The organism is Pseudomonas sp. LB3P25 (assembly GCF_054897985.1).
Genome location: NZ_CM142711.1, coordinates 4,784,145 through 4,807,500 on the forward strand (window position 1 = coordinate 4,784,145; position 23,356 = coordinate 4,807,500).

Here is a 23,356-nt window from a genome sequence, read left to right on the forward strand (position 1 = left end):
CCTGACGAATATGCTCGGAAACCGCTTACCAGACGGCTGCAAGCAGGAGTGACACGTTGACCCTTCCCCCCGAACAAGCCATCCATTTCGGCCCCTACCGGATCTATCCCGGACAACGTCTGGTCATGGAGGCCGACCAGCCCCTGCGCCTGGGTCGGCGTGCCATGGACATTCTATTGATCCTTTTGGAACACGCCGGGGAAGTGGTCAGCAAACAAGCGCTGATCGCCAGCGTCTGGCCCAAAAGCGTGGTGGAAGACATCAACCTGCGGGTGCACATGGCCGCATTGCGCAAGGCCCTCGGTGACGGCCAGGCCGGCCAGCGTTACATCGTCACCGTGGCACAGCGCGGGTACAGCTTTGTGGCGCCGTATTCGCTGGAGCACATCGAGCACCCTCCAGGGAGCGAAGCGCCCGCGTCGAGCGGCCACAACCTGCCCGTTCGTCGAACCCGCATGATCGGTCGCCAGTCCCTCGTCGATAACTTGATGGTCCAGCTGTCACGCCAGCGTTTCATTACCTTGGTCGGCCCCGGCGGGATCGGCAAAACCACCGTGGCCCTGCGTGTCGCCGAACAACTGATCGGGCGCTACCGGGATGGCATTCGACTGCTGGACCTGGCGCCGATCAACGATCCGTCAATGATCACCGTTCACCTGGCGACATTGCTCGAACTGTCCTTGCACGACGCCGAGCCGATGAGCGGCCTCGCCGCGTTTTTGCGCGACCGGCAGATGCTGCTGGTGATCGACAACTGCGAACACCTGGTCGATGCCATCGCATTGCTGAGCGAGAGCCTCCTGCGCGCCGCGCCAGAGGTGCACATTCTGGCCACCAGCCGTGAGAGCCTGCGGGCCGAAGGTGAATGTGTCCAGCGCCTGGAGTCGCTGGACTGCCCTCCCCCCATCGCCGTACCAGACCGCGCTCAAGCCCTGACCTTTTCCGCCCTGCAGTTGTTCGTCGAACGGGCGATGGCCAGCCACGACAGCTTCGAGCTGACCGATGACGAGCTGCCGCTGGCGATTGAAATCTGCCGGCGTCTGGACGGTATTCCATTGGCGATCGAATTGGCGGCCGCGCAAGTCAGCGGCCTCGGATTAGGCGGATTGCTGACCCAACTCCAAGGCAGTTTTCGCCTGCTCACCCAGGGTTGTCAGACCACGTTGGGCCGACACCAAACCCTGCGCGCCACGCTGGACTGGAGCTTCGAACTGCTGAATGCCTGCGAACAAATCTGCCTGCGCCGACTGGGTGTGTTCAGAGGCGGATTCACTCTGGAATCGGCGGCGGCGGTGATCGTCGGCGAGCACATCGAACCGCAAGCAGTGTTTGGCTCGATCACGCAACTGGTGGCCAAATCGCTGCTGAACGTGGAGGTGGGTGACGAAGAGGTGTTCTACCGATTGCTCGACACCACCCGCAGCTATGCCCTGGAGAAACTCGACCAGGCCGCCGACCTACCCGATACCCGGGAACGTCACGCCGAGCGCTGCCTGGCGTTGATGAATCAGGCCCGGCACGACTGGGAGCTGATCCCGACAGGTACGTGGATCGAGCGTTATGCCCGCAGTCTGGAAGACATTCGTTCGGCCCTCGACTGGTGCTTTAACGCGCAAGGATCGCAGGCATTGGCGATCCGCCTGACGGCAGCTTCCACGCCGCTGTGGCAGGAACTGTCGCTGCTCAAGGAGCACGGCCTGTACGTGCGCAGGGCGCTGGCACTGCTCGATGCAACGTCCGATCCCTGCCCGCAGCTGAAAATAGCCCTCCATCTCGCTCTCGGCAGTTCTTGCTATCACACTCAGATCAGCACGGCGGAAACCATCGACGCTTTCGTCAGCGCCAGAACCCTGGCCAAACATTGCAACGATTTGGCCGGTCAGTTGCGGGCGGTGTCCGGGCATATGGCGGTCAATCTCTGCTGCGCCAACTATCAAATGGCCCTGGAACAGAGCCGGCAATACGATCGGTTGGGGCTGCACGGCGATGCGGTGGTGTCCCTTAGCACGCATCGCCTGCGGGTGCTGGCGTTGCACTTTGCCGGGGACCAACAGCAGGCGCGGATGAATGCCGAACAGGTCCTTCAGCGCATGGCCCAGAGCGGCCACCTCAACCGCTTCACCTACGGTTTTGGCGTGCACTACGATCAGAGCGTCGCCGCCCTGACGATTCTGGCGCGCATCCTCTGGTTGCAGGGGCAACCGGAACAAGCCTGGCGCACCGCCCGGCAAGCGCTGGACATTGCGATCCAGATCAACCACGGCACGTCGATCTGCTACACCCTGGCGCTGGCCGGTTGCCTGATCGCTCACTACAACGGCGATACCCGTACCGCTCGTGAACTCTTGCGTCTGCTGCTGGAGCAAGCACAGAAACACTCGGTGCTGCTGTTCTACACCTGGGCCCGGCACTATGCGCAGGTGATCGACCGCGCCGAGGCGCACTTGCCTCTTCAGCCAGGCGTGGGGCTGATCAAGGACATCATGGTCACGCTGGATAGCGGTTTCGTCGATGACGCCCTATTGCAACGGGCCGACACCGGCACGGCTGGCTGGAGCACGGCGGAAGTTCTGCGGGCCCGGGCTGATGCGCTGCTGGCCGAGAATTGCCCACTGAAAACCGAAGCGGCCGAGGCCGTGCTGATCAGGGCATTAAACGTGGCGAAACATCAGGGCGCCCTGGCTTGGGAACTGCGCAGCGCCACCTCGCTGGCGCAACTTTGGCAGCGTCAGGGCTTGTATCAGCAAGCTCATGAGCTGCTGGCACCGATCTACCATCGGTTCACCGAGGGATTTTCTACACCGGACCTGAGCAAAGTCCGTCGATTACTCGACGAGCTCCATAGGCAACTGCACGCCTGAGACCCAGCGCGCCCGGCTGATGTAGTGCCAATAGCGCCGCTCAAACGCCCCCAGATGGCCGCTGTGTTCGAGCTTCTCAACGGCATACGTGCGCGTGGTGTTGAGAAAGCGATAACGGGCTGTGCCGTTGACCTGATCCATCGAGAGCAACGATTTGGCGACCAGTCGCTTTACCAGTGCCGCCAGTTGATCGGGCTTCAGCTCCACGCAACTGCACACACCAATCGCGGCATCGAGGGTGAAGGACATTTTGAACACCGACAGGCGCTGAAACACGGTTTGTTCCAGCAGGCTCAGCCGTTCATAGCTCCAGTCCAGCGCTGCTTTGAGTGTCTGATGCCGGGGCACGGCCGTGCGCCGGCCTTGGGTCAGTAGCTGAAAACAGTTATCCAGCTGAGCTTGCAAACCGACCAACGCCAGCGCATGGATCTGCGCCGCTGCCAGTTCAATGGCCAGTGGCAAACCATCGAGCCGCCGACAGATTTCACGGACCGCTTTGAGGTCTTGTTCGCGCAAGGCAAACCCTTGTTGACAGGTTCGGGCACGACTGACGAACAGCTGCACCGCCGAATACCCCATAGCTTCGGCGACACTGTGCAACGCCGACGCGGGCGGCACCGCCAGAGACGGAAGACGCTGGACCGTTTCTCCTGCCGCCTGCAAAGGCTCGCGGCTGGTCACCAGAATGGACAGCCGAGGCGCCGACATCAGCAAATCCTCGACCAGGGTTCGGCAACGTTCCAGCAGGTGTTCGCAGTTGTCGAGCACCAGCAACGCGTGCCGGTTTGCCAGCACGTCCAGCGTCGTGCCGATCTCCCGTTCAAGGGTCTGGATCAGATGATCGACCACTCGCGCGGGGTCATCGATCGCCGCGAAATCAACCAGCCACACGCCATCTTCATAGTGCTGCAACAGCAGTTCGGCGACACGCAACGCCACCGTGGTCTTGCCGACGCCGCCGGGGCCGACCAGGGTCATGAAACGCCGAACCGGCAACTGCCGGACTAGACTGCCGACCATCGAATCTCGGCCAGTCACCGGCGTGAGTCGTGCAGGCAGGTTGTGCTGATGTTTTTGAACGGTCTCGATCAGGACCTGCGTGCCTGCGGACGCATGCTGCACCGGGGCGATAAAGCTGTAACCACGCTGGGGAATGTTGACGATGTAGCGCTGGCCATTCTGCCCGTCACCGAGCGCCCGACGCAGGGCCGCAATGTGCACGCGCAGGTTGATTTCCTCGACCACCGAAGTCGGCCAGACGTGCGCAATCAGTTCGTCCTTGCTGACCACATTGCCGGCGCGCTCGACCAGCACCTGGAGGATATCCAGTGCCCGGCCGCCCATGCGCAGCGGCCGATCACCTTCAAGGATCAGCCGTTGCCGCAGGTGAAATGCGTAGGGCCCGAATCGTAGCACCGCATCGCTGTTTAAATCTCTGAGGCTGTTCATGCACATTCTCGTGCTGAAACCTGGTCCGGCTCACCGTGCAGCACATCCATCGCACGCGCCCTCCAGACTCCCGCATCTCCATGCTAAGCGTTCACCGGTATCTTGGCAGGCCTCAGTGACGGTACAACTGCCACGGTAGGAGTGTCACCGCCATCTGGGTGCGCAGAACGGACAAGAACGCTCTAACTGAACTGTTCGCGGTATTGGGTCGGCGTCAAACCAAGCTTTTCACTGAACAGAAAACGCATGTGCCGCACACTACCGAAGCCACTTTTGAACGCCACGGTCTTGAGCGGCAAGTCGCTGGTTTCCAGCAGATTCCTGGCGCTGTCGATGCGTGCACTTTGCAGAAATTCCATGGGTGTCATGTTCACTTCCCGAGCAAACATCCGGGCGAAGTGCCGCGCACTCATGTTCGCGAGGCTGGCCATGCGGTCGATGCTGAATGCTTCATCGAGGTGTTCGAGCACATAGTTCTGCACGCGAGTGATCGGCGTTTCCTGCGGTGCGACAGCGGCCATCAACGGGCTGAACTGCGCCTGCCCACCCTGGCGCTTCATGACCACCAGCAATACCTTGGCCACGTCCTGGGCGACTTTCTTGCCATGGTCTTCGGCGACCACCGACAGTGCCAGGTCGATGCCGGCAGTGACGCCGCCGGAGGTGATGAGGTTGCGGTCCTGCACGTAAATCTGATCGGTCTCGACGGTGGCCTTTGGGAAGCCTTTGATCAGTCGTTCGGTGTAATGCCAGTGGGTGGTCACGCGATAACCGTCCAGCAAACCGGCATGCCCCAGCACAAACGCGCCGGTGCAGATCGAGCCATATCGCTCGGCGCGACCGACCGCGGCTTTGAGCCAACACAACAACGGTGGATGTTTTTCGTTGTAGGCACCCGGACCGCCCGGCACCAGCAATAGGTCATACGCGTGATCCGCCTGATCGATGTGCAAATCGGTCTGAACGCTGACGCCGTTGGAGGCACGCAATACGCCATGCTCGGTGCCGATGGTCGACAGCTCGTAACGATCATCCGCTGCCAGATATCGATTGGCGATGGAAAACACTTCCATCGGGCCTGCCATGTCCAGCAGGAGAAAGTCCGGGAACAACACCATAGCCACGGTTTTCATGGGTTCAAATCACTGAAGTCAAAAGAAAATCCATCTACCAAACACCAACCCTCTGTGGGAGCGAGCCTGCTCGCGAAAGCGGTGTATCAGTCACCAACAGTGTTGGATGTGACGCCGCCTTCGCGAGCAGGCTCGCTCCCACAGGTTTCGTGTCCGGCATCAGGGGGATGCTGTGCATTATGGCCAAGTGTGGCGTCAGTGTTGGAGAAGAATACGTGATCGCGCTCACATTACTGTCAACCTGAACGCGACAGTATTTCAATTTTCACCTACTTATTGCACCAGCCATTAACTATTAACCTTCTCCTCACTCGGACGAATCAACGTCCCCACAGGAGATTTCATCATGCTGACCCTTCGCAAAGCTTCGGATCGCGGCGCAGCCAATCACGGTTGGTTGAAGTCGTTCCATACCTTTTCCTTCGCCAGCTATCGCAACCCGAAAGAGCAGGGTTTTTCCGACCTGCTGGTGATCAACGACGACCGGGTTGCCGCCGGTAAAGGCTTCGGCCAGCACCCGCACCGCGACATGGAGATTTTCTCTTATGTACTCGAAGGTGCTTTGGAACACAAAGACACCCTGGGCACCGGCTCGGTGATCCGCCCCGGCGACGTGCAGTTGATGAGTGCCGGCAGCGGCGTGGCGCACAGTGAATACAACCACTCGGCCACCCGGCCGGTGCACTTCCTGCAAATCTGGATCGTGCCGGAAGTCAGCGGCGCCAAGCCGCGTTATCAGCAAGAGCACTTCAGCGCGCAGAAGAAACGCGGCCGTCTGCAACTGATCATCTCCCCCGACGGGGCGAAGGGTTCGCTGAAGGTGCGTCAGGATGCGCGGGTTTATGCCGCGCTGATCGACGGTAAGGAAAGCGCCACCCTGGAATTGGCCGCAAACCGCTATGCCTATGTGCATGTGGCCCGTGGCAGCGTCGAGCTCAACGGCGTGCAGTTGCAGGAAGGCGATGGCGTGCGGGTTCGCGATGAACAGGTGCTGATGTTGAGCAACGGCGTCGATGCTGAAGTATTGGTGTTTGACCTGCGGCCGCAAGAACTGCCGGAAATGCCATGACACTCACGCGATCCCTGTAGCAGCTGGCGAAGCCTGCGTCCGGCTGCGAGCAGTCGTAAACCCGGCATATGCGGTGTGTCATGAAGACCGCAGTGTCTGGTTTTACGACTGCTTCGCAGCCGGACGCAGGCTTCGCCAGCTGCTACAGGGTTTTGCGTGTTATTCGCCGGTGCCAGAAAACACCGCAACAATTTCATCAATCACTACACGGACTCTGGCGGTATGCCGCAAATCCGCGTGGGTCACCAGCCACACGTCATACGGCACCGGTCGCGTGCGTTCCGGCCACAGCCTGACCAGCCCGTCCCTCTCCCCCATGTACACCGGAATTTCCCCCACACCGAGCCCTGCAGCGATGGATCGGCGTACCAACAGGCCGGAGCCCAGGGTCGAAACGATCCGCCCGCGGCTCACCGGTTCCGATACCAGCGTCATCTCCTTGTTGCCTGCCAGATACGGCTGGTACACCACCAAATCATGTCCTTCAAACGCCGAACCCGGTTCCGGCACTCCGTGCGCGTCGACATAACATTGTGAGGCGAACAAGCCCACCGGCCAGCGGGCGATACGCCGGGCGATCAGGTCCGGGTTGTCCGGCCGGGCATTGCGCACCGCAATATCGGCTTCGCGCTTGGCCAGGCTGATCATTTGCGTGGACGCGTCGAGTTGCACCCGCACATCCGGGTGTTTGTCGTGCAACCGGGCAATCGCCGGGATCAGGAAATCGATGGCCAGCGAATCGGTCGTGCTGACCCTCACCGTACCGGTCAGCCGATCATCCAGGCCCAGGATTTGCCGTTCCAGCTCCAATGCCGACACCTCCATTTTTTCCACGGCCTGCAATGCCGCTTCGCCCACCGCTGTCAGCGCATAACCTTCGGAAGTGCGCAGGAACAGTGTCGCGCTCAAGGACTTTTCCAGCGCCGTGACCCGCCGCCCGACCGTGGCCTGATCGACCCCCAGCACCCGCGCCGCGCCTCGCAGCGTCGATTCGCGGCACACCGCCAGAAACACCCGTGCGTCATCCCAATTCATACGGCTCCCCTCGTGCTGCACATTCGCATCACTGTAGCGCGAAATCGCTGCATTACTGCATCAATAATTCTCGATACGCTGCACGCCAGAGATAACCTCACAGGACGTTTCCCATGCATAGCACATTGACCACCCCGCGCAGCGCGATCTGGCTGCCGATCTTCGCCGGCCTCGCCGCCAGCCTGGTCAGTATTGGCCTGGCGCGGTTTGCATACACGCCGTTGATTCCCTCGTTGATCCAGGCGCAGTGGTTTTCCGCCAGCGACGTGGTGTACCTCGGTGCCGCCAACCTGGTGGGCTACCTGATCGGCGCGCTGATCGGCCGACCACTGGCCCACCGCACCTCCAATACCACCGCCCTGCGTCTGATGATGTTGGCAGTGACCCTGGCGTTCTTTGCCTGTGCTTTTCCACTGTCGATGAGCTGGTTCTTTGGCTGGCGCCTGCTGTCGGGCGTTGCGGGCGGCGCGATCATGGTGTTGGTGGCCGCGACGGTGTTGCCCCATGTGCCGGCGTCTCGCCGAGGTTTGGTCAGCGGCGCAATTTTCCTCGGCATTGGCCTGGGCATTGCCGGGTCGGGGACGATTGTCCCGCCGTTGCTGAGCCTTGGCTTGCAGCAAACCTGGCTTGGCCTGGGTCTTCTGTCACTGATCCTGACCGCCGCGAGCTGGTTCGCCTGGCCTAAAGAGACCCACCATCAAGCCGTTGAGGTGTCGATCGAGAAAACCACGACCCCGACCGATCCAGGCGTTTACCTGTTGTTCGCCCAATACGCGTTCATGGCCGCCGGACTCGTGCCAGCCATGGTGTTCCTGGTGGATTACGTGGCCCGCGGGCTCGGTGCCGGCTCGCACATTGGTGCACTGATCTGGGTGATGTATGGCGTTGGCGCGATTATCGGGCCGGTGAGTTATGGCTTTCTGGCCGATCAACTGGGCGCGAAACAAAGCATTCGGCTGGTGCTGGTGGTGCAAGCGATTGCCGTCGGCCTGCTGTCGATATCGAGTTCTTTTGCAGTGCTGGCCTTGCTGGCGGTGATCCTCGGCTCATTCCCCCCGGGCATCGTCCCACTGGCGCTGGCACGGGTTCACGAACTGATCCCACAGCATCATCAGCAGCAAATTGCCTGGAGCCGCGCGACGGTTTCGTTCGCCACGTTTCAGGCCGTCGCCGGGTTTGCGTATTCGGCGTTGTTCAACGCCAGCGGCGGCGATCACGCGTTGTTGTTTGTCATTGCGGCCGGCGCCATTGTGGTCGCACTGTTACTGGAACTGGGGATGCGTTTGCTGAACAGATCAAACAATGTGGGAGCGAGCCTGCTCGCGAAGACGGCGTCACATTCAACACAGTAGGTGACTGACACACCGCTTTCGCGAGCAGGCTCGCTCCCACAGGGATCGGTGCATTGGACTGAATCATTCGTTCACTCATGCGATCCCATTTACAGATGACTTTCTCAACAGGACGCCAACATGACTCTGCCCCAAACCATGACCCTGATTGAAATCACCGAACCCGGCGGCCCGGAGGTTTTAAAGCCGCGCCAGGAATCGGTCCCGACCGCTGGCGCAGGCGAAGTGCTGATTCGCGTGCACGCTGCCGGGGTCAACCGCCCCGACGTGATTCAACGCGCCGGCAAGTACCCGATGAAACCCGGTATGAGCCCGATTCCCGGTCTGGAAGTGGCCGGTGAAGTGGTGGCCATCGGCGCCGGCGTCAACGAGTTCATCGTCGGCGATAACGTTTGCGCACTGACCAATGGCGGCGGTTACGCGCAATATTGCGTCGCACCGGCCAGCCAGACGCTGCCGATGCCTGAAGGGATGGATTGGGTGCAAGCCGCGGCGGTCCCGGAAACGTTCTTTACGGTATGGGCCAATCTGTTCGACATGGGCGGCGCCAGCAAAGGCCAGCGCGCACTTATTCACGGCGGCACCAGCGGCATCGGCACCACCGCGTTGATGTTGTGTCGCGAATTCGGCATCAAGGCCTTCGCCACCGCGGGCAGTGAGGAAAAATGTGCGGCGATTCGTAAGCTCGGTGCCGAGGCGATCAACTACCGCGATCAGGATTTCGCCCAGGTCATCCAGGAAAAAACCGCCGGCAAAGGCGTCAATGTCATCCTCGACATCATGGGCGGTTCGTACCTGAATCAGAATATCGCGGCGTTGGGCATGGACGGTCGGCTGGTGATGCTGGGCTTTCTCGGTGGCGCTCATGCCAAAGACGTCGACCTGCTGGCGATCATGAGCAAACGCGCGACGATCACTGGCTCACTGATGCGCTCGCGCACCCGCGAAGAAAAAGCCTCGATCGCTGAACAGTTGCGCGAGTATGTCTGGCCCGTACTCGCCGCCGGGCGTTGCCTGCCGATGATCGACAAAGTCTATCCGTACACCGACGCGTCGCAGGCTCATGCACGGATGGAAGGGGGTGATCACATTGGCAAGATCGTCTTGCGTGTGGACTGATCAGTAGCCCTCACCCGCCGCTTGGGCGCCGCTGATGATAGCGATGCCCGAACTGGTGCCCAGTCGGGTGGCACCGGCCTCGATCATCGCCAGCGCGGTCGGGTAATCACGCACGCCACCGGACGCCTTGACGCCGATGTCAGGCCCGACGGTGCGGCGCATCAGGGCGACATCTTCCACGGTAGCGCCGCTGCGGCTGAAACCGGTCGATGTCTTGACGAAGGCGACGTTCAGCTCACGGCAAATCTCGCAGGCCTTCACTTTTTCGGCGTCGGTGAGCAGGCAGTTTTCCAGAATGACTTTCAGCGGCACACTGCCGCAGGCCTGTTTGACCTGGGCGATGTCATCCCGCACCTGATCGAACAAGCCGTCTTTCAACCAGCCGATGTTCAACACCATGTCGATCTCCCCGGCACCGGCGGCAATCGCCCGCTCGGCTTCGAAGGCTTTGGTCTCGCTCAGACCGGCACCCAGCGGGAAGCCGATCACCGCGCAGATATTGACGCGTTGCCCTGCAAGGCACTGAGCCGCATGAGGGACCTGCCCCGAGTTCACGCACACCGAATAGAAGCCGTGTTCTGCGGCTTCGCGGCACAACGTTGCGATTTGCTCGCGGGAAGCATCGGGCGCCAGCAAGGTATGATCGATGTACTGCGCCAACGCTTGGGGTTCGAGGTGTGCCATCGCAAAAACTCCTGTTTGTATATTCAAATGCCCCTGCGCCACAATCGAGAGTGATTCGCGCAAAAACGTTACAAATCTCACAAATAATGTTACTTAAATAACACCAACAATCAACCCCGGAATGCCTGTGGACAGTAAAAAAGCCGAGCGTCTCAAGCTGATTCAACAAGCCCTGCAAGACCAGAGCGCCATTCATTTGCGTGAGATGGCGGCGTTGCTGGACGTGTCCGAGATGACCCTGCGCCGTGACCTGAGCAAGTACACCGACCACCTGCGGCTGCTCGGTGGCTACATCACCAAAATTCACGACGGCAGCGAACCCGGCGATTACCGCGTGGCAGAACAGGACACCCGACATGTCGAAGAAAAGCGCCGCATCGGCAAACTCGCTGCCGGGTTCATTCAACCCGGCGACACGGTGTTCTTCGACTGCGGCACCACCACGCCTTTCGTGGTCGATTTTATCCCCGACGAACTCGAGTTCACCGCGGTGTGTAACTCCCTGAACGTGCTGCTCAAACTTTCGCAAAAACCCAACTGTCACATCGTGTTGTGCGGCGGCACGTTCCACCGCAAGAACCAGGTGTTCGAGAACCAGACCGAAACCGGCATTCTCGACAGCGTGCGCCTGACCTGGGCCTTCGTTTCCGCTGCCGGCATCAGCCAGGACTTCGGCGTGACCTGCTTCAACTTCAATGAAGTGGAGGTCAAGCAGAAGGTCCTGCGTCAGGCGCAACAGCGGCTGCTGCTGGCCGACCACAGCAAGTTCGACACAGTGCGCACGGCGCATTTCGCTAACCTTGAGGACTTTCAGTTCGTGGTCAGCGACAAGAAAATCCCCAAGGCCTACCGCGACGCCATTACTGCCAGCGGCGCGCAGTTGATCATCTGATCAGGGCCTGTTGTTCCGCTGCACTGAGGTAACCGGTGGTGACGCTGAAATCAGCCGTCGCCCCCGCCGCCAGTGAACGCACATGGCCCTTGGCAGACTCGGCGCGATAGCCTTCCGGCTCGCACGTGGCCGGCAGCACGAACGCCGCCACGTGTTGATCGGTGTTGTGCAAAATCCAACGCGCGGCATGCTCGAACTGGTCGGGACGGTAGCGCGTATAGAACGCCGCACCGTCCGGATGGCTCAGCAGAAAATGCGCGTGGCCACTGTCATCTGCCCGCACGCCGTCGAAGAAAAACACAATCTCGGGATCGTAGAGCTCGGGTCGACCAAGGCACTGGAACTGCTCCGGCGTACACGCCAACTCATCCATATAACGGCTCCAGGCCGGCGTCGGTTTCACATGGGCCGGCACGCTCGTGCGCAGGCGCACACGTTCGAAACTCAGGGGCTCGATGAAACGAGCGCCTTCGACATAGGCGTAATTCATGTGCGCCATGTACATCAGGTCCATCGGTTTGCCCGCGAGATTGGTCACTTGCATGGCGATGTCGAACAGCCCCGAATCGGCACGCAACGTCACGCTCGGGCTCGCCCGATATCGGTCACCAAAACCCTGCACGTATTCGTATTCGCCACCCAGCCGCAGGAAGCCTCCAACGCTGTCCTCACCGACCTCCAGCCAGGCGCGATCCATCGCCGCGCAGGGCATCTCGCCGTGTAGCGGATGATCGTCCTCGGGACTCGGGCAACCGTTGCGCAGCAGACCGCTGTGAAACATGAAACAGCCGTAGGTGCCGATCACCGTCGGGCTGGGTTTGGGCTGGCTGAACAGGTTGCGCATGGTCAGGTCGCAACCGTCGAACACCGCGGACCAGATCATCTGGCCTTGATACGGAAGTACCACGAGACTGCCGCGACGGTTGGTCAATTCAACGGCCAGCACACCACTGGGATAAACCCAGGCGTTGACCGTGAACGCCTCGGAGTCCAGCAACGTTTTGCGCGCCTCGCCAAACTGTGACGGATAGAGATTGATCCGTGTGTTCATGAAGCTACCACCGCACCTACCGGTGCCCGTTCGCTGTCGGAATGACGCAGGCAACGCACCGCGTACATCACGATCACGATGAAGCACAGCAGCGGCACGCTATAGGCCAGTTGCATGTTGCCGCCGCTGTAGTCAGACAGCAGCCCCTGGAAGATTGGAATCACCCCGCCACCGACAATGCTCATCACCAACAGCGAACCGCCGACGCCGGTGTCTTCACCCAAGCCATCAATCGTCAGGCCGTAGATGGTTGGCCAGCACGGACCGAGGAACACGCTCACGCCCACCGCCGCATACACCGCGGTGATGTTCGGCACCAGAATGGTGTACGCCAGCAACGCGATGCACAGCACGCCATACACCGCCAGCACCTTGGCTGGGTGCAGTTTACGCATCAGCACGTTAGCGATCAGCTTGCCGACAAAGTACGCGGCGAACGTAGTCAACAGGAACCACGACGCGCTGCGCTCGTTCATGCCACCCAATTGCATCGCCAAGCGAATGGTAAAACTCCACACACCGACCTGTGCCCCGACATAGAGAAACTGCGCCAACACACCAAAGGTGAACCGCTTGTTACGCCACAGCCGCGACAGGCTCTGGCCGAGGCTGGCGGTTTTCTTGCTGCTCGGTTGATTGCCTTTGCACGCGGGGAACCGGGTGATGGCGATCAGGATGAACATCAGCACCAGCACCGCGATCATCCATTTGTACGGCAGCAACGTGGACTGGATCATTTGCAGTTGCTGGATCGCCGCGTCCGAGGCGCTCATTTGCGTGAGTTGCTCGCGGGTCGCGTCGGTGTCCTTGAACATCACAAAGCTACCGACATACACCCCGGCCATCGCACCGAACGGGTGGAACGTCTGGGAAATATTCAGGCGACGGGTACCGGTTTCACGCGGGCCCATCAACGTCGAATAGGTGTTGCACGCAGTTTCGAGAAACGACAGCCCCGCCGCGATCACAAACAGCGCCAACAGGAACATGCCGTACTTGGCAGTCGATGCCGCCGGGAAGAACAGCAGGCAACCGAACATGTACAGCATCAGGCCGATCAGGATGGTGGTCTTGTAGCTGAATCGCCGAACCACCAGCGCGGCCGGAATCGCCACGAAGAAATAGCCTAGATAAAACGCCGACTGCACGAACGCGGTCTGGAAATCGCTGAGCAGAAAGGCCTTCTTGAAATGCGCGATGAGCACGTCGTTCATGCTCGCGGCCGCTGCCCATAACGCAAAGATACTGCACAGCAAAATGAAGGCGAACCAGGGCGTGCGGTTCAAGTAGAAACCATCGGGCGTCTGTTGGAGCGGAGGTTTTGTCATTGTTGTTCTCCGTGGTGAGCTTCGGGATGTTAGAGCGGTTGAATCACCTCAACTTCAGGCGTCGAGGCTGCGCTGGAATTCAGCGAATGCGTGGGCGTCCGGATAGGACGTCTGAGTGCCCAGGCCCGTGACCGAGCAGGCGGAATACGCCACGGCCTGGGTCATGGCGGCGCGGATATCGCGGTCGCGACTCCAGTGATGAATGAAGCAACCGATGAAGGCGTCTCCTGCCCCGGTGGTGTCGCGCGCGGCAACAGACAGGCCGGGGATCTGAAACTCGCCCTCCTCGCCGACATACAGCGCGCCTTGCTGGCCGAGGGTCACGATGACGTGGCGGATGCCGCTGGCAATCAATGTCTGTGCGGCTTTGTGGGCCGACTCCGGCGAGTCCACGGTCTGGCCGGTGATCAGCGCCAACTCGGACTCGTTGGGCACCAGGAAATCCAGTTGCGCCAGGTGTTCACGGCTCAGGCCTGACAAGGCCGGCGCCGGGTTGAGCAGCACCGGAATGTTGTGTGCGCGGCCGAACTCGATGGCGTAGTAAACGGTGTCGACGTTGATTTCCAGCTGCAGAACGATCAGCGAGCACTCGCGCAACGCTTGCGCGGCCGCGTCGATATCCGCCGGAAGGAGATGTGCGTTGGCGCCTTTGACGATGAGGATGCTGTTGTGCGAGTCGGACTGAACGAAGATCGGCGCCACACCGCTGGACACGCCGGGGACACGCTGCACGTAACGGGTGTCGATGCCAAAGCGCTGGAAGTTGGCCAGGGTGTTATCGGCAAACAGGTCATCGCCGACCTTGGTGAGCATCAACACATCCGCCCCAAGCTTGGCGGCGGCAACCGCCTGATTGGCGCCCTTGCCGCCACAACCGAGGGCAAACCCCGGCGCTTCGAGCGTCTCGCCCTGGGCCGGCATGCGATCGATGTAGGTGATCAGATCCACCATGTTGCTGCCGATGACTGCGATCTTGCTCATTGCTATCCCACCTTGATACGGCTTGCCAGACTGACGCTGGCGTTCTTGTTTTGTTATTTAAATAACATTTAATGTGATTATTCAATCTTTTTGTTGGGCAGGTGCTTGAAGCAAAGACGAATGGCTTTGCGCGCGGCTTTAAAGTTGTATTGGCAGAAATGACCTCTTCGTCGGAACGCCGCCCAAACCGGGCCATTCATACGACTGTCGAATTTATCCCCACCTTCCCCACGCTTCTGTTAAAACCCGGACTTTCCTTTTCATCCTCCGGACCACCGCATGCTTTCGAACCTGATGAGCCGCTTGAGCCGACGCTGGCTGCCATTGCTGTGCATGGCCGCGCTGATCGTCGGTCTGCCCGTGAGTTGCGGGGCACTCAAATACACAGAGCGCGAGCTGCTGTTCCGTATCGAGCCGGGAACGGCCGGTTGGTATCGCGGTCTGCCGCAGGACGTTCAGGAATTCGACATCAAACCCGCCAGCTTCAAGGCCGGGCAAAACCTGCATGCCTGGTGGTGGCCGGCCGCGCGTCGCGATGCGCCGTCGATCCTCTATCTGCACGGCGTGCGCTGGAACCTGACGGGCCAGGCGTTCCGCATCGAGCAATTGCGCGCCATGGGCTATTCGGTGTTGGCCATCGACTACCGCGGGTTTGGCCAGAGCAAGGGTGATCTGCCGTCGGAAGCCAGTGTTTACGAAGACGCCCGAGCCGCTTGGGAGCGCTTCACGGCGATGCAACCGGATGCGAACAAACGGCTGATCTACGGCCACTCCCTGGGCGGCGCGGTGGCTATCGACCTCGCGGCAGACTTGGCTGCGCAGGCGAAAAAGGACCATAGCGAGATACCGGTGCGCGGTCTGGTGATCGAGTCCACCTTCACCTCGCTGGGCGATGCCGTGGCGCAAGTGGCCGACAGCAACCTGCCAGTGAAATGGTTGCCGGTGCGCTGGCTGCTGTCGCAGAAATTCGATTCCATCGACAAAATCGTCGACATCAACATGCCGTTGCTGGTGGTCCATGGCCTGGCCGACCCGTTCATGCCATCGCGATTCAGCCAGCAGTTGTTCAATGCCGCCAACGAACCCAAGCGCCTGTTATTGGTGCCCGGTGGTACGCACAACAACAGCATGAGCCTGGGTGGTAGCCAGTATCGCCAGGCACTCGAAGGCTTGATGAAGGCAAAACCACCGCAGATGGCCGGGCCGACGGTAACTCGGGTTTCTCGGGAGTCCTGAGCGCTATCGGTAGCCGCGGGCCTGCAAATCAAATAGCTGCGCATAGCGCCCGCCTGCGGCCACCAGACTGTCGTGATCCCCCCGCTCAAGGATCGCTCCCTGATCCAGCACGATGATGTGGTCCGCGTTGCGCACGCTGGAAAACCGGTGAGAGATCAGCAACGTCATCCGGCCTTCGGTGTGCTCGCTGAAATGCTCAAACACCGCCGCTTCCGCCGCCGGGTCGAGTGCCGAGGTCGGCTCATCCAGAATCAGGATATCGGCGTTGCGCCGCATGTAGGCGCGCGACAACGCGATCTTTTGCCATTGCCCGCCGGACAGCTCCTGCCCCCCGGCAAACCACCGCCCCAATTGCGTGGCATACCCTCGATCCAGCCCCTCGATGAAAGGTGCGGCCATGCCCTCGGCGGCGGCGGCCTGCCAGCGTTGTTCATCGTTGAACGCCAGCGTGTCACCGACACCGATGTTCTCGCCGACGGAGAATTGGTAGCGGATGTAGTCCTGAAAAATCACCCCGATGCGCCGCCGCAGCGCGTCTTCTTCCCACGCTTGCAGATCGCTGCCGTCCAGCAGGATACGGCCCTGATCAGGATGGTACAGCCGCGTCAGTAATTTGATCAGCGTGGTCTTGCCCGAACCGTTCTCCCCCACCAGCGCCAGACTGCGCCCAGGGACAAGGTGAAAATCGATGCCTTCCAGCGCGGCGCGACTGGCACCTGGATAACGGAAACAGACGTTCTCGAAACGCAGGCCATCGCCGGGGACCGAGCCCACGGTGAGGTTGCCGGTATCCGCAACAACAGGCTCGGCCAGGTATTCATAGAGACTGGAGAGGTACAGTCCATCTTCGTAGAGACCGCTGATGGCACTCAGGCTGCTGCTCACCGCCGTCTGCCCCTGTTTGAACAACACCAGGTACATGGTCATCTGCCCGAGGCTGATGTTGCCATGGACGGTATCGACCACCACCCAGGCATACGCCAGATAAAACGCGCCGGTGCCCAGTAGACCGAGGACAAATCCCCAGCCATCTCGACGTAGTGTCAGGCGCCGGTCTTCGGCATAGAGACGCGCGAACGTCTCGCGATAACGCTTCAATAGCAGCGGCGCGAAGCCGAACAGTTTGACCTCTTTGATGTAGCCCTCGTGGGAGAGCAGCGTCTCGATGTAATTCTGTTGTCGACTTTCTGGCGCACGGCGAGTGAAAAGTCTGAAAGCATCACCGGAAAAATGCGCTTCGGCAAAGAACACCGGCAACGCGCCGACCACCAGCAGCACCAGCGCCCAAGGTGAAAAATGCACCAGCAACACGCCGAAGCTGATCAACACGATCAGGTTCTGGATCAGCCCCAAGGACTTCATCACCAGCGCCAACGGCCGGGTCGAGGCTTCACGGCGCACCCGAACCAGTTTGTCGTAGAACTCGGAATTCTCGAACTGCACCAGCGATAACGTCTGGGCCTTCTCCAGTATCATCGTGTTGACCTTCTGCCCCAACTGCACCCGCAACAGCGATTGCTGGACCGACAGCGCCCGTTGAGTCCCGGACAGCAACGCGAGCACGCCCGCCTCAAACAGCACATAACGCACGACCGGCCACAATGGCGCACTGCCCTGTTGCGCGTGCAACTGCATGGCGGTGACGACCGCATCAACAATGCGTTGGCCCAACCAGGCGGCCAGTGCCGGGAGTACACCGGCGATCAGCGTCGCCAGCACCAATCCCAGAAACAGTCCGCGAGACGTTGCCCAGACCAGCAGCAAGGCGCGTCTCGCCTGGTCGAGTAACGAGGTGAATCGATCAAAAACAGGGTTCACTCCGTGAGCTCCCCCTGATACCTCGCCCGATACCGTCCCGGACTTTCTCCCGTCCACTTCTTGAACGCCCGGTGAAACGCGCTCGGTTCCTGAAAACCCAATTGCTCGGCAATGTCGCTGATGCTCGCTCGGCTCTGGCGCAGCTGTTCGAAGGCAACGCCACGCCGCACCTCGTCCTTGATCTCCTGATACGAACACCCTTCCCGCTCCAGTTTTCGGCGAAAAGTGCTGGGGCTCAGGTGCTGTTCCAGGGCGAAGGCCTGCAAGGTCGGCCATTGGCTGTAATGGCTGTTACGCAGGCGCTGATGGACCTGCGACGCCAGGCCATGCTGATTACGAAAACGGATCACCAGCCATTGCGGCGCGGTGCGCAAAAACACTTTCAGTGATGCCAGATCCTGGACCACCGGCAGACGCAGGTAGTGGCTGGCGAATTCGATTTCGGTGCGCTCGGCACCAAAGGTCAGGTTCGGTCCCCAGAGCAAACGGTCATCGCTGAGTGACACACGCGCATGGCGAAAGTGTGCGCGGTCGATGGGAATGCGCCGACCGCCGAGCCAGCAGAGCAGACTGATCATCAACACCAAAAACGTCTCCTCGCCCAAACGACTGACGTCGCTGTTTGGCGAGTGGTTCTGCAAGCTGATCACCGCACGTTTGCCGCGCACCGTCAGCGTGCCGCGAAAGTCGTGGAGGAACAACGCGAAATTGACCAGGCACTGGCGCATGGCTTTGTGCAGGTCAGGTTCCTGAATCAGCGCTCGGCAGATCAGGGCGAAACTGCCCGGTGGCATGCCATGGGAGTCGAGTCCGAAGAACTCATCGTTGAGCTCGCGGATCTGAATCAGCCACAAGGCGGCAAACGCGCTCGCCGGTACACGCGCGGTGGGCTGCGCCATCAACGCCGGATCGATGCCGGCCTGTTCAAGCGCAGCCCTCAGACGTTGCGGATTGTCTCCCAGCCCATGGATCATTGCCTGCACGAAGTAGGCGGAAACCGAGTCCTTTTCCCGCATGTGAACGCTTCTCTCCCCATCACCCGAATGGCAAAAAACACCAGTGCCGTTGAACAGTTTCGGCATAGGACAACCGCCCTGCCGGCTCTAGACTCGCGGCTAATAGTACGCCTTCGGCCACTACGGCGGCCAAGGTATCGCGGGGTTTGATCGGAAGGACAGGACATGAATCTGCAAAACATTGGCGTGATCGGCGCAGGCACCATGGGCAATGGCATCGCGCAAGTCTGCGCCTTGGCCGGCTTTAACGTGACCTTGCTCGACATCTCCGAGAGCGCCCTGCAAAAAGCCATCGCGACCGTCGAAAAAAACCTCGATCGGCAGGTTGCCAAGGAAACGCTGACGCAAGAGCAAAAACTCGCCGCCCTCGCCAAGATCCGCACCAACACCGATTACAGCAGCCTGCAGAACGTGCAACTGGTGATCGAAGCCGCCACCGAAAACCTCGAGCTGAAACTGCGCGTGCTGCAACAGATCGCCGCGCAGGTCAGCGCCGAGTGCGTGATTGCCTCCAACACGTCTTCACTGTCCATCACTCAACTCGCTGCCAGCGTGAGCCAGCCCGAGCGTTTCATCGGTCTGCACTTCTTCAACCCGGTGCCGGTGATGGGCCTGATCGAGGTGATTCGCGGCTTGCAAACCAGCGACGCCACCCACGCCCTGGCGCTGGACATGGCGACCACTCTCGGCAAAACCGCGATCACCGCCGGCAACCGTCCGGGTTTCGTGGTCAACCGGATTCTGGTGCCGATGATCAACGAAGCGATCCTGGTATTTCAGGAAGGCCTGGCCAGTGCCGAAGACATCGACGCCGGCATGCGACTGGGCTGCAATCAGCCAATCGGGCCGCTGGCGTTGGCGGACCTGATCGGTCTGGACACCGTGCTGGCCATTCTCGAAGCCTTCTACGACGGCTTCAACGACAGCAAATACCGCCCTGCCCCACTGCTAAAGGAAATGGTCGCCGCCGGTTACCTGGGGCGCAAAACGGGGCGTGGCTTCCATGCCTATGCCTGAGCGTTGCTCGCGCTTTGCCGAGTACCGGGACAAGGTGCTGGAGCTGTTCGCCAGTAAGGGTTTCGGCCAGGTCGGCATGCGTGAACTCGCGACCTGCCTGGGGCTCGCCCCGGGCTCGTTGTATCACCATTACCCCAGCAAGCAGCACTTGCTGCTCGACCTGATCGAGGAGTTTTACGAAGAGCTGCTGGCAACCTTGGGGCGGATCGAGCAAAAGGCCCCGGCAAAACGTGACAAACTCCATGCCCTTATCCGAGCGCATTTGAACCTGCATCAGGAGATGCCCTGGCATTTTCGTCTGGCAGAGCGTGACAGCGGCTGCCTGAATGAAGAGCAACAGGAACGGGTTCGGCAGCTGCGCGAGCAATACGAGCGCCGACTGCTGATGATGCTAGGAACAAAGCTTCGCCTCAGCGAACAGGCGCAACTTGCCACCGGGCACGCCATCGCCAACTTGCTTAACAGCGCGCCCAGCTGGTTGGCGCAGCACACGCTGAGTGAAGCGGAGCGAGATGAGCTGCTGGAAAACCTGGTCAGCGGTGCCATCGAGCGTTTGCTGCGCCCCTCGGTTCCACGCGCAGTAGCTTGAGGACCCAGGACCATATCCCCGTGATCGTGGATCGACACCTAGGCGCCAGAAGCCATAAGCCACGCCGCTTCAATAGAAAAAACATCTAAACAATTCCCGCCAATCACGACATCTAACGCTTTGCTTATGGGAGCCCAATCACTGCGGAGCCTGAGGTGAATTCAGCCTCTCTTCGCCTCTTCGTAACCGGGAGCAAAGCATGAAAATCAATCCCTATCTGATCTTCAACGGCGATTGCAAAGCCGCCTTCACCTTCTATGCCCAAAGCCTGCGAGGCCAGATCGAAGTCATGATGACCTTCGGCGAAAGCCCCGCGCGCGAGCACTTTCCGGCGGACTACCACAACCTGATCATCCACACCCGCCTGCTCGTGGGCGATCAGGCGATCATGGGCTCGGACACAACACCTGATCGCCCAACTGACGAAATGAGCGGCTGTTCGGTTTCGCTGAACGTCGACAGTATTGCGGAGGCTGAACGGATCTTCGCTGCATTGTCGGAAGACGGCAGCGTTCAAATGCCACTGGAAGCGACGTTCTGGGCAGCACGCTTCGGGATGCTGGTTGATCGGTTTGGTGTGTCGTGGATGGTGAATTGCGAAAAGGATCAGTGAAACTCACTCTTCACAAGGCGTGAAAAAGCCCAACCTGAAAAGGTTGGGCTTCTGGCAACTGCCGGACCGTCTGTTACCGTCAACACGCTACCTCGTACAGCAGCGGATTGTTCGGAGCCCCCCCTCTCGTGCCTTGGTCCACTCGCACTTTCCTGCGGGCAAAACAAAACCCCTACCTGCATACGCAGATAGGGGTTTCGGAATTTAATCTTGACGATGACCTACTCTCACATGGGGAAACCCCACACTACCATCGGCGATGCATCGTTTCACTGCTGAGTTCGGGATGGGATCAGGTGGTTCCAATGCTCTATGGTCGTCAAGAAATTCGGTAGCCAGGTCGTGGGCCTTTGCAGGTTCACGCTCCAGCGAATGGGTAGGTGATAGATTTGTGTGTTGCGTTGCGAATTTTCGACTCGTGTCGTCTTCACACACCGCAATCTGCTGCTCTTTATTAAGGAGCCGACGCAAATTGCTTGGGTGTTATATGGTCAAGCCTCACGGGCAATTAGTATTGGTTAGCTCAACGCCTCACAGCGCTTACACACCCAACCTATCAACGTCGTAGTCTTCGACGGCCCTTCAGGGGACTCAAGGTCCCAGTGAGATCTCATCTTGAGGCTAGTTTCCCGCTTAGATGCTTTCAGCGGTTATCTATTCCGAACATAGCTACCCGGCAATGCCACTGGCGTGACAACCGGAACACCAGAGGTTCGTCCACTCCGGTCCTCTCGTACTAGGAGCAGCCCCTCTCAAATCTCAAACGTCCACGGCAGATAGGGACCGAACTGTCTCACGACGTTCTAAACCCAGCTCGCGTACCACTTTAAATGGCGAACAGCCATACCCTTGGGACCGGCTTCAGCCCCAGGATGTGATGAGCCGACATCGAGGTGCCAAACACCGCCGTCGATATGAACTCTTGGGCGGTATCAGCCTGTTATCCCCGGAGTACCTTTTATCCGTTGAGCGATGGCCCTTCCATACAGAACCACCGGATCACTAAGACCTACTTTCGTACCTGCTCGACGTGTCTGTCTCGCAGTCAAGCGCGCTTTTGCCTTTATACTCTACGACCGATTTCCGACCGGTCTGAGCGCACCTTCGTACTCCTCCGTTACTCTTTAGGAGGAGACCGCCCCAGTCAAACTACCCACCATACACTGTCCTCGATCCGGATAACGGACCTGAGTTAGAACCTCAAAGTTGCCAGGGTGGTATTTCAAGGTTGGCTCCACGCGAACTGGCGTCCACGCTTCAAAGCCTCCCACCTATCCTACACAAGCAAATTCAAAGTCCAGTGCAAAGCTATAGTAAAGGTTCACGGGGTCTTTCCGTCTAGCCGCGGATACACTGCATCTTCACAGCGATTTCAATTTCACTGAGTCTCGGGTGGAGACAGCGCCGCCATCGTTACGCCATTCGTGCAGGTCGGAACTTACCCGACAAGGAATTTCGCTACCTTAGGACCGTTATAGTTACGGCCGCCGTTTACCGGGGCTTCGATCAAGAGCTTCGCGTTAGCTAACCCCATCAATTAACCTTCCGGCACCGGGCAGGCGTCACACCCTATACGTCCACTTTCGTGTTTGCAGAGTGCTGTGTTTTTAATAAACAGTCGCAGCGGCCTGGTATCTTCGACCGGCATGGGCTTACGCAGTAAATGCTTCACCCTCACCGGCGCACCTTCTCCCGAAGTTACGGTGCCATTTTGCCTAGTTCCTTCACCCGAGTTCTCTCAAGCGCCTTGGTATTCTCTACCCAACCACCTGTGTCGGTTTGGGGTACGGTTCCTGGTTACCTGAAGCTTAGAAGCTTTTCTTGGAAGCATGGCATCAACCACTTCGTCACCCAGAGGGTAACTCGTCATCAGCTCTCGGCCTTAGAATCCCGGATTTACCTAAGATTCCAGCCTACCACCTTAAACTTGGACAACCAACGCCAAGCTGGCCTAGCCTTCTCCGTCCCTCCATCGCAATAACCAGAAGTACAGGAATATTAACCTGTTTTCCATCGACTACGCTTTTCAGCCTCGCCTTAGGGACCGACTAACCCTGCGTCGATTAACGTTGCGCAGGAAACCTTGGTCTTTCGGCGTGGGTGTTTTTCACAC

General features: G+C 59.7%; 18 protein-coding genes and 2 rRNA genes (1 of these 20 running past the window's edge). 9 read left to right on the plus strand and 11 right to left on the minus strand.

Annotation, left to right across the window (positions count from 1 at the left end; all coding sequences use genetic code 11):
- Window positions 1-56: 56 nt before the first annotated feature.
- Complete coding sequence (locus ACYZTW_RS21860) at window positions 57-2,861, plus strand: ATP-binding protein (RefSeq protein WP_462001766.1); 2,805 nt, start codon at window positions 57-59, stop codon at window positions 2,859-2,861.
- On the opposite strand, the gene ACYZTW_RS21865 is transcribed toward ACYZTW_RS21860, so the two are convergent.
- Both ACYZTW_RS21865 and ACYZTW_RS21870 read right to left on the minus strand, forming a co-directional pair.
- On the minus strand, window positions 2,826-4,310 hold the full coding sequence (locus tag ACYZTW_RS21865; RefSeq protein ID WP_462001767.1) for an ATP-binding protein: 1,485 nt from the start codon (window positions 4,308-4,310) through the stop codon (window positions 2,826-2,828). The two genes, ACYZTW_RS21860 and ACYZTW_RS21865, sit on opposite strands and share 36 nt — an antisense overlap.
- 182 nt (window positions 4,311-4,492) lie before the next feature.
- Window positions 4,493-5,443: a GlxA family transcriptional regulator gene (locus tag ACYZTW_RS21870; protein WP_462001768.1), complete on the minus strand. Its 951-nt coding sequence runs from the start codon at window positions 5,441-5,443 to the stop codon at window positions 4,493-4,495.
- A 346-nt stretch (window positions 5,444-5,789) separates the two neighbouring features.
- Between ACYZTW_RS21870 and ACYZTW_RS21875 the strand changes: the two genes are divergently transcribed.
- The gene (locus tag ACYZTW_RS21875; RefSeq protein WP_462001769.1) at window positions 5,790-6,512 is read left to right on the plus strand and encodes a pirin family protein; all 723 of its coding nucleotides are present in this window, start codon (window positions 5,790-5,792) and stop codon (window positions 6,510-6,512) included.
- A 159-nt stretch (window positions 6,513-6,671) separates the two neighbouring features.
- Here ACYZTW_RS21875 and ACYZTW_RS21880 read toward each other — a convergent pair whose 3' ends face one another.
- Window positions 6,672-7,547 (minus strand): LysR family transcriptional regulator, encoded by an 876-nt coding sequence (locus ACYZTW_RS21880; RefSeq protein WP_462001770.1) that lies wholly within the window; start codon window positions 7,545-7,547, stop codon window positions 6,672-6,674.
- A gap of 113 nt (window positions 7,548-7,660) precedes the next feature.
- On the opposite strand from ACYZTW_RS21880, the gene ACYZTW_RS21885 reads away from it, so the two are divergent.
- Together ACYZTW_RS21885 and ACYZTW_RS21890 are read left to right on the plus strand one after the other, a co-directional pair.
- On the plus strand, window positions 7,661-8,899 hold the full coding sequence (locus tag ACYZTW_RS21885) for a YbfB/YjiJ family MFS transporter (RefSeq protein ID WP_462001771.1): 1,239 nt from the start codon (window positions 7,661-7,663) through the stop codon (window positions 8,897-8,899).
- A gap of 120 nt (window positions 8,900-9,019) precedes the next feature.
- The gene (locus ACYZTW_RS21890; protein WP_462001772.1) at window positions 9,020-10,018 is read left to right on the plus strand and encodes an NAD(P)H-quinone oxidoreductase; all 999 of its coding nucleotides are present in this window, start codon (window positions 9,020-9,022) and stop codon (window positions 10,016-10,018) included.
- Here ACYZTW_RS21890 and deoC read toward each other — a convergent pair whose 3' ends face one another.
- Window positions 10,019-10,702: a deoxyribose-phosphate aldolase gene (deoC, locus tag ACYZTW_RS21895; RefSeq protein ID WP_462001773.1), complete on the minus strand. Its 684-nt coding sequence runs from the start codon at window positions 10,700-10,702 to the stop codon at window positions 10,019-10,021.
- Between the two features lie 121 nt (window positions 10,703-10,823).
- Here deoC and deoR point away from each other — a divergent pair, with 121 nt between their 5' ends.
- On the plus strand, window positions 10,824-11,594 hold the full coding sequence (gene deoR / locus ACYZTW_RS21900; RefSeq protein WP_462001774.1) for a DNA-binding transcriptional repressor DeoR: 771 nt from the start codon (window positions 10,824-10,826) through the stop codon (window positions 11,592-11,594).
- On the opposite strand, the gene ACYZTW_RS21905 is transcribed toward deoR, so the two are convergent.
- From ACYZTW_RS21905 to rbsK, 3 genes are read right to left on the minus strand one after another with little or no spacing between them, the layout of a single operon-like run.
- The gene (locus tag ACYZTW_RS21905) at window positions 11,587-12,645 is read right to left on the minus strand and encodes an aldose 1-epimerase family protein (RefSeq protein ID WP_462001775.1); all 1,059 of its coding nucleotides are present in this window, start codon (window positions 12,643-12,645) and stop codon (window positions 11,587-11,589) included. The two genes, deoR and ACYZTW_RS21905, sit on opposite strands and share 8 nt — an antisense overlap.
- Window positions 12,642-13,973, minus strand: a complete 1,332-nt coding sequence (gene fucP, locus ACYZTW_RS21910; protein ID WP_123367364.1) for an L-fucose:H+ symporter permease — start codon at window positions 13,971-13,973, stop codon at window positions 12,642-12,644. The genes ACYZTW_RS21905 and fucP overlap by 4 nt, the downstream gene beginning before the upstream one ends.
- 54 nt (window positions 13,974-14,027) lie before the next feature.
- A complete protein-coding gene (rbsK, locus tag ACYZTW_RS21915; protein ID WP_462001776.1) occupies window positions 14,028-14,954 on the minus strand; it encodes a ribokinase in 927 nt (308 codons plus the stop codon).
- Window positions 14,955-15,233: 279 nt separating this feature from the next.
- On the opposite strand from rbsK, the gene ACYZTW_RS21920 reads away from it, so the two are divergent.
- Window positions 15,234-16,190, plus strand: coding sequence for an alpha/beta hydrolase (locus ACYZTW_RS21920; protein ID WP_462001777.1), 957 nt, complete (start codon window positions 15,234-15,236; stop codon window positions 16,188-16,190).
- A gap of 3 nt (window positions 16,191-16,193) precedes the next feature.
- Here the strand turns inward: ACYZTW_RS21920 and ACYZTW_RS21925 are convergent, their stop codons facing one another.
- Complete coding sequence (locus ACYZTW_RS21925; RefSeq protein ID WP_462001778.1) at window positions 16,194-18,008, minus strand: ABC transporter ATP-binding protein; 1,815 nt, start codon at window positions 18,006-18,008, stop codon at window positions 16,194-16,196.
- The gene (locus ACYZTW_RS21930) at window positions 18,005-19,024 is read right to left on the minus strand and encodes an AraC family transcriptional regulator (protein ID WP_462001779.1); all 1,020 of its coding nucleotides are present in this window, start codon (window positions 19,022-19,024) and stop codon (window positions 18,005-18,007) included. Before ACYZTW_RS21930 ends, ACYZTW_RS21925 begins: the two co-directional genes overlap by 4 nt.
- Before the next feature lie 165 nt (window positions 19,025-19,189).
- On the opposite strand from ACYZTW_RS21930, the gene ACYZTW_RS21935 reads away from it, so the two are divergent.
- From ACYZTW_RS21935 to ACYZTW_RS21945, 3 genes are all read left to right on the plus strand, one after another.
- Window positions 19,190-20,041 carry a 3-hydroxybutyryl-CoA dehydrogenase gene (locus ACYZTW_RS21935; protein WP_462001780.1) on the plus strand — a complete coding sequence of 284 codons (852 nt, stop codon included), beginning with the start codon at window positions 19,190-19,192 and terminating at the stop codon, window positions 20,039-20,041.
- Window positions 20,028-20,630 carry a TetR/AcrR family transcriptional regulator gene (locus ACYZTW_RS21940; protein WP_462001781.1) on the plus strand — a complete coding sequence of 201 codons (603 nt, stop codon included), beginning with the start codon at window positions 20,028-20,030 and terminating at the stop codon, window positions 20,628-20,630. Before ACYZTW_RS21935 ends, ACYZTW_RS21940 begins: the two co-directional genes overlap by 14 nt.
- A gap of 199 nt (window positions 20,631-20,829) precedes the next feature.
- On the plus strand, window positions 20,830-21,243 hold the full coding sequence (locus ACYZTW_RS21945) for a VOC family protein (protein ID WP_462001782.1): 414 nt from the start codon (window positions 20,830-20,832) through the stop codon (window positions 21,241-21,243).
- A gap of 208 nt (window positions 21,244-21,451) precedes the next feature.
- Here ACYZTW_RS21945 and rrf read toward each other — a convergent pair.
- Both rrf and ACYZTW_RS21955 read right to left on the minus strand, forming a co-directional pair.
- Window positions 21,452-21,567, minus strand: a 5S ribosomal RNA gene (rrf, locus tag ACYZTW_RS21950).
- A 163-nt stretch (window positions 21,568-21,730) separates the two neighbouring features.
- Window positions 21,731-23,356: ribosomal RNA gene (locus ACYZTW_RS21955) — 23S ribosomal RNA — on the minus strand; it runs 1,266 nt beyond the window's last position.